At 35.4% G+C, this 13,578-nt stretch carries 11 protein-coding genes; 7 read left to right on the forward strand and 4 right to left on the reverse strand.

The features are described from left to right. Window positions 1–190 precede the first annotated feature (190 nt). Window positions 191–787: a chromophore lyase CpcT/CpeT gene (locus BC008_RS31650; protein ID WP_027843610.1), complete on the reverse strand. Its 597-nt coding sequence runs from the start codon at window positions 785–787 to the stop codon at window positions 191–193. Window positions 788–1,084: 297 nt separating this feature from the next. On the opposite strand from BC008_RS31650, the gene BC008_RS31655 reads away from it, so the two are divergent. The 4 genes from BC008_RS31655 to BC008_RS31670 all read left to right on the forward strand — a co-directional run bounded on the left by BC008_RS31655 (window position 1,085) and on the right by BC008_RS31670 (window position 6,002). Continuing rightward, complete coding sequence (locus BC008_RS31655; protein WP_036265644.1) at window positions 1,085–2,419, forward strand: tetratricopeptide repeat protein; 1,335 nt, start codon at window positions 1,085–1,087, stop codon at window positions 2,417–2,419. 264 nt (window positions 2,420–2,683) lie between these two features. Continuing rightward, window positions 2,684–3,028, forward strand: a complete 345-nt coding sequence (locus BC008_RS31660; protein ID WP_027843612.1) for a DUF760 domain-containing protein — start codon at window positions 2,684–2,686, stop codon at window positions 3,026–3,028. A 541-nt stretch (window positions 3,029–3,569) separates the two neighbouring features. Continuing rightward, a complete protein-coding gene (locus tag BC008_RS31665; protein ID WP_027843613.1) occupies window positions 3,570–4,388 on the forward strand; it encodes an SDR family NAD(P)-dependent oxidoreductase in 819 nt (272 codons plus the stop codon). A gap of 54 nt (window positions 4,389–4,442) precedes the next feature. Continuing rightward, complete coding sequence (locus tag BC008_RS31670) at window positions 4,443–6,002, forward strand: GMC oxidoreductase (RefSeq protein ID WP_027843614.1); 1,560 nt, start codon at window positions 4,443–4,445, stop codon at window positions 6,000–6,002. Window positions 6,003–6,289: 287 nt separating this feature from the next. Here BC008_RS31670 and BC008_RS31675 read toward each other — a convergent pair whose 3' ends face one another. After that, entirely contained in the window at window positions 6,290–6,634 is a 345-nt protein-coding gene (locus tag BC008_RS31675; RefSeq protein WP_027843615.1) for a phage holin family protein, read from the reverse strand. Window positions 6,635–7,447: 813 nt separating this feature from the next. On the opposite strand from BC008_RS31675, the gene BC008_RS31680 reads away from it, so the two are divergent. From BC008_RS31680 to BC008_RS31690, 3 genes are all read left to right on the forward strand, one after another. After that, window positions 7,448–8,101, forward strand: coding sequence for a hypothetical protein (locus tag BC008_RS31680; protein WP_027843616.1), 654 nt, complete (start codon window positions 7,448–7,450; stop codon window positions 8,099–8,101). Between the two features lie 164 nt (window positions 8,102–8,265). Next, window positions 8,266–9,063, forward strand: a complete 798-nt coding sequence (locus BC008_RS31685; protein WP_027843617.1) for a phosphorylase family protein — start codon at window positions 8,266–8,268, stop codon at window positions 9,061–9,063. 86 nt (window positions 9,064–9,149) lie between these two features. Further along, window positions 9,150–10,217, forward strand: coding sequence for a phosphotransferase family protein (locus BC008_RS31690; protein ID WP_027843618.1), 1,068 nt, complete (start codon window positions 9,150–9,152; stop codon window positions 10,215–10,217). Window positions 10,218–10,599: 382 nt separating this feature from the next. On the opposite strand, the gene BC008_RS31695 is transcribed toward BC008_RS31690, so the two are convergent. Both BC008_RS31695 and BC008_RS31700 read right to left on the reverse strand, forming a co-directional pair. Then, entirely contained in the window at window positions 10,600–11,868 is a 1,269-nt protein-coding gene (locus BC008_RS31695; protein ID WP_027843619.1) for a glycosyltransferase, read from the reverse strand. A gap of 447 nt (window positions 11,869–12,315) precedes the next feature. After that, on the reverse strand, window positions 12,316–13,575 hold the full coding sequence (locus BC008_RS31700; RefSeq protein ID WP_027844598.1) for a glycosyltransferase: 1,260 nt from the start codon (window positions 13,573–13,575) through the stop codon (window positions 12,316–12,318). Window positions 13,576–13,578: the final 3 nt, after the last annotated feature.

Below are 13,578 nucleotides of genomic sequence, written 5' to 3' on the forward strand. Positions count from 1 at the left end.
AATACAGGGTTATTCTGAGTAAACCTATATGTATAATGTTTTATCAGCCATTATGGTAGGTATTTTTTACGGTGTGGTCCTAATTTACGAAACAATACACCTGCGTATTTTTTATTTTAATTATGCTGTCATTGGCTAGAGACATCAGCTAGCAACATAACAAAAGAATATTTTAAGAAGTTAGAATCTATTAATTTAAAGTTTTGACTTCACTCGCAAAGCTCTGTTTGCGAACAAAATGAAACGGTCCAGCAACAGAACCCCAAACCCGTTCATCTGTTTCGACGTCCCTTCCCCGATCGAGACTAAAAAAATTCTCCGCGTCAATTTCAAATTCGTTATCTAGATAAGTCGTTTTCTCATTCCTAACGACTACACAAGCTTTACCTGGTTCCACCCTACCTTTGAAGCTCTTACCAGTCCATTCCACAATCATGTTACAACCAGGCATATCTTTTAAATCCTCAATTGTAAGCTTGTTGAGGCGTTGTGGTTGACGGGATGCACCATAGAATAATTTTTCATCCTTGAGAGTATAATGCTTGATAACAATATTCTCTTCAGTGGGAATTAATTTCATGACCCGCATTCGATAAGGTTGATTTAGTGCAAAATCATAAGCTTGTTCTAAAAATAAGCTAACTCCGGACAGCAGGTCCAGGGGTAAGGGACGAATACATACGCGAATATGAGCAAAAAAAGGTGGATTTTCGTAAGCTTGTTCTTGATTGCTAAAATCAGCAGCCATCCAGCGAGCGAGAGTTGCTATATCTTTAGAATGGGTCATTATCAGAAATTAATATTTATCTCAGACTAGTATTTTAAGCGTTTAGATTTTGGCTAAGCTTGAAGGGATGTAAGATGCTACATCTCTATAAAGGTTGTAGCTAGTCAAAACCAAATTGCACATCTTAACCCTAAGCAGGGTTAAAAGTACGCTCCAAAAATATTGTAAAACCAATAGTTAGCAGTTTTTCAGGAGAAATTTTTGTCAAACTGCGTCAATATCGAATAACTAAATCAAGCAACTAATAAATAATAAGGATATTTATCCCTGTCCCCAGTTCCTAATCCCTATGAACATATGAACAAAAAATATTTGAGTATTGCTGTTATTACTTCTATTGTTATTTCTCTATTTTCTCCTGCTTTAGTTTTAGCGAAAAGTAAAAAACCACAACTACCAGATAAATTTCCGCCAAATCCTTTGGAAATCAAGAAAGAAGATCCATTATTACCGTCTGCTGCTCCAAAAGAACCATTAACGCGACAAGAGAAAAGAGAACTTGAAGCTGCACTTGATGATTTAAACCAACAAGCAATCGCTAAATTTGAAATAGGAGACAAGCAAGGAGCTTTTGATATTTGGAACCGAGAAATCAGACTGCGTCGTTATTTAGGTATTATTCCCGAAATACAAGCATTATCACGAGTTGGTGCGATCGCTTGGAGACAAAATAATCGCCAGCAGGTTTTTTATATTACCCAAAGATTACAAAAAATTCAAAAAAATCAAACGAAATCCAAATCTAAAAATAGAAATCAAAGAAGAAATTCACAAGAAATAAGTTCACAAGCAAACAACTCACAACTAGAAGTTTTGCAAGCTTTAGGAGAAGCTTATCAGCAAGTAAGAACCCCTAAGGAAGCATTACAAGTATATGAGCGAGTGTTATCAATAGTTAGAGAAAGGCGAGATAATGCACAAGAAGTTGAAGTTCTTAATACCATAGGAAAACTACATTTAGCTTGGTTTGACTATGACAGAGCTGCAGTCACCTACGAAGAATTACTTGGTTTAGCAAATACAAGGGGAGAAGACACCGAGCGAGTTCAATATTTGGAGGAGCTAGCTTATATTTATGAGAAAACTCAACAACCGCAAAAATCTCTAAATGTACGCAGAAAATTAACTCAAATTTATTCCCAAGGAAATAATCAAAGTAATAATCAACAGGATAACCAACTAAATACTCAACCAAATACTCAAATTAAATTATCAGCACTCAAAATAGCAATTGGTTCTGATTATGAATCTTTAGCAAAGAAAAATCCAGCTTTTTTAGATGAAGCATTCAAGAACTATCAGGAAGCTTACATCATTGCATGGAAATTACAACAATATGTACGCGCTGGGGAAGCATTACAAAAACTGATTGCACTGTATACTTCCCAAGGACAAATGGAAGAAGCATTACAAACCAGCAAAATATTGATAGAAACAGCAAGAAAAGCTGCAAATCTGTACAATTTAATGAATGCTTACGACCAAATAGCTAAACTTTATTTGCAACGTCAAGATTATCCCCAAGCCATGGAAGCTTTTCAACAAGGTTTACAATTAGCCAGACAGCTTCAACATCAGGAAAAATATTTTACTGAAGAGATTAACAAACTATCTTCTAAGATAAATAACTGATACTAGAATTACAAAAATAACTAAGAATTGATGAAAAATTCGAATTCCATATAAAGTTTATTCGATTGGATTTGACTTTCAGACCTTAAGAGTTATCGTAGAAATTATATTCCCCACAAACAAATTTAGTTTATGTGTGAATAATTTAGATATGCACGGTAAACCGAAATCTAGCAGTTCGGTTTATATGACTATTATCAGCGCAGAATATTGCTAAATTAGGTAACAACAGCTAACTAATAGTAATTAAATCAGTAAAATATCATGAATCATAACACTAATAGTCACTCTCAGTATTTAGATGAAGCAAATCCAAGCGAAAATGCTCTTTGGAATTACGTTCAATCAATGAACCCTGATACTATTGCTAAGTTATCTCAGCCTGCTTCTGGTGATGTAATGCAAGCAATTGAACGCACCATCGTTAGTATGTTGGGTAATTTACCTCAGGATAATTTTAATGTTCTAATTAGTACCAGCCGTGAAAACCTCGGTAAACTCTTAACTTCTGCTATGGTAAATGGTTATTTTTTACGTAACGTAGAACAACGTATGGATTTTGAAAATTATCTACAGCTATCTGATACAAGTTCAGTAGATGATGAGTGATATTACTAGTATATTAAGTGTTTATTTATTAACTTCTCATCTATTCTCTTCCCATTTACTCAAAAATCTCCAGTGTAGATTACACTGGAGATTTTTACTAATTCAATTTGCAATAAACAATTTGCGATAAAAAACATCAAATTTGTTTGATTTATAATTTCAAATCAATATTTTTATGAATGGGAAACAAAAGACAATAAATGCTCTAATCAAAAAATAATGCCACAGAATACATTTTTTACAAAAAATATTTTGTAATTTATGCTACTGATTAATAACAACTAATCTAATCTTTAATTACACTCTATTCTAAATTTTTACCAAGATTTTGCTTCTGTTGATACTAATCAAAATTACAGAATGTGAAATCATTTTACTTAATCTCTTTTTGATATGAGATTTTAATCAAAATACTCAATTTAGTTATCTGTAATTAGTAACTAGATGACTGGAAGACTTAAATAATTAGCTTTTCAGGGAAATTCTATTCTTTCTAGCTAAAGATTACAGTTCAAAAATACCCAATTACTGACGGGTAATTATGAAAGATATAGTAGGTAAGATAGTTGTTTTAACCGGCGCTTCTGGTGGTATTGGAGCATTTATTTCTCGTGCTCTTGCTAAAGAAAAAGCAATCGTGGTAGGAGTCGCTCTTTCTCAACAAAAATTAGAGCAAATTCAAGTTGATATAGAAGCTAACGGTGGTAAATTCATTGGGATTCCATTTGACATTAGTCGAGTGGAAGATCTATCGATTTTAGTGCAGCAAATTAACGAACGTGCAGGTTCTGTAGATATTTTGATTAATAATGCTGCAATTGAAAAATTTCGCTATTTACAGCATTATTCCCTAAGCGATATTAATTCAATGTTCTCGGTCAATTTAATAGCAGCAATAGAATTAACTCGTTTATTACTTCCGAGTATGCTCGATCGCGATCGCGGTCACATTATTAGTATTGCATCTGGTTCGGGAAAAAAAGGAATGCCTTACAACAGCGTTTATTCTGCAACTAAAGCTGGTTTGTTGGTATGGACAGATTCAATGAGACAGGAGTTAAACGATTGCAATGTGGATATTTCAGTCGTTTGTCCGGGTTATACAAATACAGGAATGTTCCTCAGAACTGGTTTAGTCGCACCTAAAGTCGCTAATGTAACTGAACCTTCAGAAGTTGCAAAGATAATAATCCGCGCGATTAAGGAAAACCAAGCAGAAGTCATTATTGATGGTTTTCTATCGAAATTACTATTTGCAATTGGTCAATTATCACCAAAATTTGGAGATGCAGTATTTAGAATTACCGGTATCACAGAGTTATATAAGTCTTATGTGGAAAGTCAATATCCGCACAGATAATTGATAATTAGTCATCGGTCATTGGTTGTATTAGACGCGCTACAAATTGGTAATATGAACAATACTCATTACGATGTCATCATCATTGGAACTGGTGCTGGTGGAGCTACAATTGCAAGAAAGTTAGCGCCAAGTGGTAAAAGAATTTTGGTTTTGGAACGAGGAAATTTTTTACCTCGAGAAAAAGCTAATTGGGATTCACGAAAAATCTTCCATAACAAATGCTACCGCAATTCAGAATTATGGTATGACAAAAATGGTAAATCTTTTTACCCAATGACTCACTACTATGTTGGTGGTAATACCAAATTTTATGGTTCTGCGTTATTTCGGATGCGCGAACGAGATTTTGAACGGGTCGAACATGAGGATGGAATTTCTCCTGAATGGTCGTTAAAGTATCGTGACTTTGCACCCTACTACACCGAAGGGGAGGAACTTTACGTAGTCCATGGAAAACGTGGTTTCGATCCAACTGAACCACCATCAACTGAAGATTATCCTTTCGAAGCTATTAGTCACGAACCTTTTGTTCAAAAAATTCATAACGCTCTGAAGTATAAAGATTTACATCCTTTCCCTTTACCATTGGGTATTAAATTAAATGAAGCCGACCCGGTTTTTAGCGGTTGTATTCGCTGTGAAACCTGTGATGGTTTTCCTTGTTTACTTGATGCGAAGGCCGATGCTGATATTATTGGTATTCGTCCAGTCATGACCAATGAAAACTTAACTTTGATGACCGGTGCTAAGGTATCGCGACTTTATACTAATGCTTCTGGTCGGGAAGTTACTGGAGTGGAAGTAGAAGTCGATAGTGAAAACGAGCGTCAAAAACTGATTTTCAATGCAGATATTGTTGTTGTAGCCTGTGGTGCAGTTAACTCTGCTTTATTATTACTGAAATCGGCAAATGACCAACATCCCAAAGGATTAGCCAATAGTTCGGATCTTGTCGGACGTAATTATATGGCTCATAAATTTGGGGTAGTTATGAGTTTATGTGTAAGACCAAATCCAACAATTTTCCAGAAAACATTAGCACTCAATGACTTTTATTGGGGAGAACAAGATTTTCCTTACCCCATGGGAAGCGTACAATTATTAGGTAACGTCGCCAAAGACAGAATCATTGCAGATGGACCGCCTTTTATGGCAGATTTTATCGCGGAGGCGATCGCAAAAAATTCTAGTGCTTGGTTATTAATGACAGAGGACTTACCAAGCTTAAACAACCGAGTACGTGTCCAAGGGGACAAAATATTCCTCGATTATACAAATAACAACGAAACGGCATTTAATCGATTAATAAAACGCTGGATTAAAGTCTTAAAGTCAATTGAAAATCCTACTTCTAAGCTACTACCAGCGTTGCATATTCCTAAAAAAATGACTATCGAACATGTCGCTCATCAATGCGGAACTTGTCGTTTTGGCGAGGATCCAAAAACTTCAGTTCTCGATCTAAATTGTCGAACTCATGATATCGATAATCTTTATATTGTTGACGGTAGTTTTTTCCCTTCTAGCAGTGCAGTCAACCCATCTTTAACTATTATTGCTAATGCTTTGCGTGTAGGAGAGCATTTATTGGAGAGAATTGGTAATGGGTAATGGGTAATTGGTGGGAAACAAGAAATAAAAATAGCTAAGAAAATGCTCAGACATACTTTTTTTGCCTGAGCGACTTGTACCCTATCTATAATTACCTACGAATGGCAATGATTATGCAATGGTTGTTTAGTTATTTAGTTTTTTACGATTTAAGGTACACAAAAACTCATCCCAATTCACGTTAACAGCAGCAAGGCTTAGGTTTTGTGTGTTGAGTGTCCGGTAAAATACTTTTAATAAGGCTCAGTTACCCTATGGTTTTACAGGTCTTACTTAAATCCTGAATTCTAAGCTCCTAATAAATTAAAGATTATAGAGTTCGCCACACTTAAAGCAATTGAACCAAACAAAGCACTCCAAAAACCAGAGCGCAAGCGAAATCCCGATACTAACCAAGCTGCAAGACTAAAAACAATCGCATTCACGACAAACACGAACAAACCAAAGGTCAAAATAATCAAGGGAAAACTAAAAAAAGCTAATATAGGTCTTAAAATTGCATTAAGAATTCCAAAAACTGCTGCTGATACTGCTGCTTTCCCAAAACTATCAATTTCAACTCCTATTGGTAGTCGAGAAATAATCAAAAAACTCACGGTAGTGACCAACCAAGTCATTATAATTCCCATCATCTCATTACCTCCTTGTCTCTAATTATCTAAAATTCTAATTACCTAAAATTCTAAAATTAATAAACTTCACTCACCTAAAGGCGATCAAATAGGAATACTGAGCCAAAACATTCATAGTATGAGCATAGAGTTTGTACAATTCTAGTCTGAAACGCTACCGAACCTTAGACTGTGTAGAGTATCAGAATCAATACCCCCTAAAACCTTGAGAAAATAGATTAACTGCACTGAATAACTTAGCTCAATTACTTGTTAAAGCTCTTAAAATCATATTTTTTATATTACTTAGAGGTGGTGTCACCGTCACCTCCAAGCAAATAAAGGAAAAGCCACCCTATCTTCTCTATATAAGGTGGCTTTACTGCGTTATGTGCGATAAATAACACCCTAATAAACATAAAATAACATTTCTGCGTAGAAAATTTCCTAGTTTTAGGTTTCTATAATCTGCATCGGTTGCAATATGTTCATTTATTGAAATTAGGTTAGGAATTGGTTATCAATCAATTAATTAATACGACTTTTGACACGAACTTTGCAAATAATCCAAAAATCGTTATTTTCCGAGTTATTTAATCAATTTATATTTATTCTAGAAAAAAAATAAGCAATTTTCAGTTTTTCAACCGAGTGACTTGGTAGTAAATAACAAGAGCTGGGTTAAATTTGAAGTAATTTCACAGCATGGATAAACCATTAGAGTTTGTAATATTTTTTAAAAATGTACTGACTTTTTGTGAAAGGAAAGAATTAATAAAATATACCGGCGTTGTAATTTAATAAAATTATTATTTAAATCAAATATAAATTAATATGGAAAACTTAACCTCAGAATATATAAACTTAGCGATCGCAGAATCAGTTCAGGAGAAACCGGACTTAGCCAGAATGCTCGCTGTAATTTCCGGTCAAAACGGTTTCGCTGAACCAAAAGTAATAGAAGATAAATTAGAAAAAGATCTCACCGGATACTACAAATTAGGAGTAGATTTAAATGCAGGTGCGATGGAAAATCCTGCATTATCTGCTCTAAAGTCGCAACATGAAGCTAATAAAGTTCTCAATCAAGAGTCGATTGAGCGATTGGAAAATGCTAAGAGATGGAGTGAAAAGAATCGATTCATATCAATAATTGCTATTGCATCTGGGATAGCTGCATCAATTTTGACTATTACTTCCATGCATCGGACAAGCTTAGCAGAGCAAGTTATTCAAGGTGCAGATGCTCGGAATGCAAAATTAGTAGAACTGACTGATGAAAACGAAAGATTAACAAAATTGGCGAAAGATTATCAGGAAAAAAATGAAGAATTAATGGGATCTAAGCTTGCAAAAAGGCTCAAAAATTGGCGTATTCTATACTATCAAGCGAATAAAGAAAAGGAAAAAATAAGCATTAAACTAAACCAAGTTTGTAGTAGAAAGCGCAATCGTTTTGCTGCTCCAGAGTGTTACGGATACAGGTAAAAATATGGACATTTAAATATAAGATACAAACCCAATTTAGTAGAACACTTCGAATAAAAGAGCAAATAGATTTTAGATTTAATCTAATTTTTACAACTATCCCCACTCACAAAAGTTATATTGATTATTTGCAAATTAGCAAGCTACTTTTCAAAATATTAAAAATGAAATCTGTTGCAGTTATAGTCGGAAGTGCTTTTACGGAAGAATTACACGCAGATCTAGAACTTTCTCACCAAGAAATTATTACACCTTGGGGTAAACAAGAACTATATCAAATTACCAATCTCCATCGCCCAGCGTATTTATTATTTCGACATGGTATACCCCATCAAATTTTGCCCAATCAGATCAATTATCGAGCCCAAGCAAGAGCTTTAAAAGAAGTAAACTGTGGTGCTTTGATGGTAACTAGCTCGGTGGGAATATTGGATGCTAAATTACCTCTGTACAGTCCTTTATTGGTGACAGATTTGATAATGCTAGAAAACCGTTTACCTGACGGTAGTACTTGCACTATGTTTGTCACACCAGAAGCTCAGCAAGGTCATTTAGTTCTGAATGAAGGATTGTTTTCTAAAACATTGACTCAGCAAGTATATAATTTAGCTCCAGACTTGATATCATCAATGGAAAAGGAAGTGATTTTTGCTTATGTTGGGGGACCCAGAGGTAAAACAGCAGCCGAAAATAGAATGTGGTATCAATTGGGTGCGAGTGTAAACTCTATGACTTTAGCACCGGAAGTAGTATTAGCTAATGAATTAGAAATTCCCTGCGTGGGTTTGGTGGTGGGACATAAATATTCTTTACCAGGAAAAGAGACATCGGAAGACCATCAAGGAGTAAAGGAATCTTTAGTAAATTCTCGTTCTTCAATGGAAAAAATTATCATTGAGTTCTTAAAAAAAGCTTCGGAAGTTCCTTTTAAAAATCAAATTTTTCGCTTTGCTGATAAATAAGAATAACCGATGGGAATAAAGTTTATTATCAAGAGCAATAGGTGTGAATATTGTCTAAATTTGAATTTATGGAATAAAATAGTGAAGTGACTCAAATAGATATACAAGAAATCTTAGATATCATCAAGGATGATCTAAGTTGGTTTCAACCGAAAAATTCTCCAGAAAAGTTACAAGGTGGCTTGCTTAATTATGTTTGGCGAGTAAATGGCGAACCAAAACCAATTATTATTAAATATTTTCCTCCTTATATCGCCACAGTACCAGAAGTTTTCCTTGACGACCGCAGAATGCTGATTGAAGCTAGAGCGCTTCAAGCTTTTCAAACAGGTGGAATATTTTCTACTCTCAATACTAATAAGATTCGTCCGCCACAAATCTATTATGCTGATGAAGTGAGAAAATTTCTAGTAATGGAAGATGTCGCAGATAAAAATAGTTTAAAAGTAAATTATAATTGGGTTTTAGCTGATTCATCCGGTCAGGAAGCAGGAAAATTAATTGGTAATTTTATTGGTAATTTACATGATTTGAGTTTTTCTAGAACTGATTTAGCAGAAGGTTTTGAGAATTTTTCCATTCAAAAGACTCGTTTAGATTTACAGTATAGAGCGATTGCTCCACTTTTGAAGGACGAAGAAATTGAAGATTATCAAATATTGGGAGATAAAGTATCTCAATTAGGAGAAAAATATCTCCAAAAAGGTAAAAATGTTATTATGGGCGATCTATGGCCAACTTCGATTATTCCTGTCGCTGATGGATTGAGGATAATTGATTGGGAATTAGCTCATTATGGTTATCCCGCTCAAGATTTAGCCCACTTTGCAGCACACTTGTGGATGAAGAGGGAACGCGCACAAACCAAAGATGAAGCTGAAGAATTAGATCGAATGTTAGACAGTTTTTTGGATAGTTATGTTTGTGCTTTGGGTTCTCATCGTCAAGATATTTTAAATTCCCAGGAAATTATTGATTGTTCTCTTCATTTTGCTGCGGAGATTTTAGTTAGAACCATTGGTAATTTTAAAGCTGGTTATTTATACGATGGATTAGCTTTCAACTCTTCTCCCATTCAAAAAGCAGTACGAACAGCAGTTAATCATCTTCGGTTCCCTGATAATGTGACTACTTTTTCTTCTCTTGTTAGTTAGTTATTTATTTTTCTCTATTTTCCTGCTCCCCATTATTAAAAAATAAAACCCGGTACAGCGATCGCTATACCGGATATATCTCCATCCTAATTTGTAAAAACTATTGCCTGTGATATAGGATTACTACATGAGACCTATACACATTGGTAATAAATTTTTGCTTTTCAAGCTAAGAACTCAAAGCTAGTAATCCAAAGTAAATTAAATAATTTACTGTCAAGACCTCAAATTATTACTCATTGCAACTTCTAACTCCTATTAGCGGATCCGGAAGTAGCGCAGCTAAAGACTTAAGAACGAATACCGATCAACACCGCATACTCTAGCGTGTCCGCAGGATATGTCCTGATTCCCAAACTCATTATTTATTACTTATTACTTATTACTTGTTACTCATTACTCCTGAATTCTGAGATTCTTCAAAAAGTCGATAGAGTTTTTCTTCTAACTTTTCCATACATGTAGACCAGTCAAATTCCAGTATTCCAAGACGAGCTTGACGAGACATTTCTTGTTTGAGTTCAGGATTTTCCAAAATCTGGATTATTTTATTAGCAAAATCTTGTGAGTTATTGGCTTCAGCGATAAAACCATTCTCACCATGTGTAATCTGCTCTGAACTAGAAGGTGCAGCTGCAGCAACTACCGGTGTTCCAGAGGCTAATGCTTCTGTATTTGTGGTACAGAAATTTTCGGTAACTGAAGGATTAACAAATATATCTGCACGAGCATACCAACCTAGTAATTCTTCTCCATGAGACTCACCCCATACGGTCAAACCGGGAGCTAAACTTTTACCACGTTCTTCTATTTCTTGAGATAAAGGACCACTACCGATGATAACCATATGGACATCATTAATTTTGGCAGCAACTAATTGATATATTTCGAAAAGCTGGGAAACATTTTTTTCTGCACAAATGCGTCCAACAAACAGTAGAGTTGGTCTATTATCCTCAGGAATTGGATTGCAAGCAATATTTCCCGGATTGAATTTTTTGCAATTAACTCCTTGATAGGGAAGATATTCACTGCGTTGAGATTTCATTTGCTGATATTTGAGTAATTGTCCCTTAGAAGGAAATAAATTCAAATCATAATTTCCGCTGAATTTTTTAATCAGACTTGGAAGTATGGGACGAATTAAACGAAAAACTCCATCGCCCAAGTAGTAGTTAATGTAAGCTACGATGTCTGTGTGAAATAGAGATACTGTAGGCGTACCAGTTAGTTTGGCATATTCTCGGGCTATTGGACGACCATAACCTTGTAAAAAGAGTGAATAAAAACCTCTGATTTGTGCGGCTTCTTCAACCATTATAATATCTGGCTTAAATTCTTGTAGGAGTTTAGTATCGCTCCAATGTCGATAACTCAGAGGTTGGGGAAGAGATTTATAAAATATCAGAGGTTTGGTAGGAAATGCATAGGAAGAAAAGTTAGGGAAGAACTGTAATTTACTTAAACCAGCCATCGGACGACTTCCCACACTTTCAGGGTACTGTTCGTTAATTTCTGGGTGAATCAAAAATACAAAATGACCACGTTCTAATAACCAGTTTGCTCGCTGATGCACTGCAATAGACACTCCAGTTAAAAATGGAGCATAAAGACTTGTAAAAAGAGCAATACGAAGAGGTTTTTTGTTCATTTGTTGTCCGCTTCTTATATCTGTTTAATAACTTTTATTACTTAAAATTTGGCGAAACCACCGATATCATATGGAGGGTTAGACCCATTGAATTTATACTCAGAAGTGAGATATGGTAACAGGTCTAACACATCCTACAACAACGTCATTTTTTATTTACGAACTCCTGTTTTCTGTCTCCTATCTCCTATCTCCTATCTCCTATCTCCTGACTCCTGACTCCTGACTCCTGACTCCTGACTCCTGATTCCTGTCTCCTGACTCCTGATTCCTGACTCCTATCTCCTGACTCCTGACTCCTGACTCCTGATTCCTGTCTCCTGACTCCTGATTCCTGTCTCCTGACTCCTGATTCCTGACTCCTATCTCCTGACTCCTGACTCCTGACTCCTATCTCCTATCTCCTATCTCCTGTCTCCTGTCTCCTGACATCTTCTCTAACAACTCTCAAAGAGAAATTTTTGGATCTATTGGTTGATCCACCCATTTATAAGGACGATATTCCATCATGCGAATTTTGAATGGTCCTTTAATCTGATAATTAATCCCACGCCAGTTAACAATTGGCATCCAATGACAAGAAACTAATGCAATGAAATAAAACCATTGGGTAAATGGAGTTCCAACAAATATTTTCCAAATTTTACTTTTATTAAATCTTGGACTAACTTCACCACGCCTGCTAATAACTTGACGTACGCTTTTTTCTAGAGTCAGGATAAGTGCAAGTAAACCGACTAAATAGCTACAGTAACCAATCAAAGCTAAAATTGCAGCTTGTCCTTGTCCGATAACAAAGCTAATAAAAAAGAGTCCCAATACTAGGTTCGGTAACACTATAGTCAATATGGAATCCCCAACTACTGCTGGCCATAAAGGATGATATAGTCGGGAAATAAATAATTGTCTTCGAATCCAAGGAAGTAATCTTGGTAAGTTAGTTTCTTCTCGATTAACTATTAATAGTGAAGGTACAAACTTGACTTGATAGCCGTGTTTTCGCATTACTCGACTAATCATTGTGTCATCAGTATAAGAGTGTTTCCATTTTTCCAACAATCCTGTCTTCTGTATGACTTCGGTTTTGATTGCTAAAGTTCCACCCCAAGGAATACCGTACAAAAACATCTGTACGACTGCAGAAGTGTTCCATATGTAGCGCACCAAAGTTCCCCAATATTGACCCGTCGGTAGATACCACCTATTACCTGTTGTTGCTGCAACTTTGGGATCTGATAAAGGAGAAACTAATTCCCGCAACCAATTGGAATGAGCTACTGTATCAGCATCTACTAAAGCAACAACTTTATATGTCTTATCTAACGTAGAAAGAGCCTGCACCAAAGAGCTACACTTGAGAGTACAAGTTTTTCGTCGGTATTTGAGAGCTTGAATTTCTACATTACTAGCTTTTTCTTCTGCAACAGTTTTGATCGCGACTTTCCAAGCTGGATCTTCCTCACTATCAACAATTAGCTTAATGTCATAATTTGGATAGTTTTGTTGAAAAAGCGATCGCAAACACTTGGAAAGATATGGGTCGGCTCCACGTAAAGATAAAATAACTGCTGTTTTAGGTAATTCTTTTACTGGTAATGCTTTACTGTTATAAGAACGCAGATATCTTAAAAATAACAACATCAGAAGCGATTGGATGATAAACCAAACCAATAAACCCAGACAAAATAGTGTAATTAACTGATTCACCTT

The sequence above is a fragment of the Mastigocoleus testarum BC008 genome, from assembly GCF_001456025.1.
Classification (GTDB): Bacteria; Cyanobacteriota; Cyanobacteriia; order Cyanobacteriales; family Nostocaceae; genus Mastigocoleus; species Mastigocoleus testarum.

Excerpts from the sequence above, each read along its gene's own strand:
- BC008_RS31650 (WP_027843610.1), bottom strand. The coding sequence starts at position 787 with ATGACCCATTCTAAAGATATAGCAACTCTCGCTCGCTGGATGGCTGCT.
- BC008_RS31655 (WP_036265644.1), top strand. The coding sequence starts at position 1,085 with ATGAACAAAAAATATTTGAGTATTGCTGTTATTACTTCTATTGTTATT.
- BC008_RS31660 (WP_027843612.1), top strand. The coding sequence starts at position 2,684 with ATGAATCATAACACTAATAGTCACTCTCAGTATTTAGATGAAGCAAAT.
- BC008_RS31665 (WP_027843613.1), top strand. The coding sequence starts at position 3,570 with ATGAAAGATATAGTAGGTAAGATAGTTGTTTTAACCGGCGCTTCTGGT.
- BC008_RS31670 (WP_027843614.1), top strand. The coding sequence starts at position 4,443 with ATGAACAATACTCATTACGATGTCATCATCATTGGAACTGGTGCTGGT.
- BC008_RS31675 (WP_027843615.1), bottom strand. The coding sequence starts at position 6,634 with ATGATGGGAATTATAATGACTTGGTTGGTCACTACCGTGAGTTTTTTG.
- BC008_RS31680 (WP_027843616.1), top strand. The coding sequence starts at position 7,448 with ATGGAAAACTTAACCTCAGAATATATAAACTTAGCGATCGCAGAATCA.
- BC008_RS31685 (WP_027843617.1), top strand. The coding sequence starts at position 8,266 with ATGAAATCTGTTGCAGTTATAGTCGGAAGTGCTTTTACGGAAGAATTA.
- BC008_RS31695 (WP_027843619.1), bottom strand. The coding sequence starts at position 11,868 with ATGAACAAAAAACCTCTTCGTATTGCTCTTTTTACAAGTCTTTATGCT.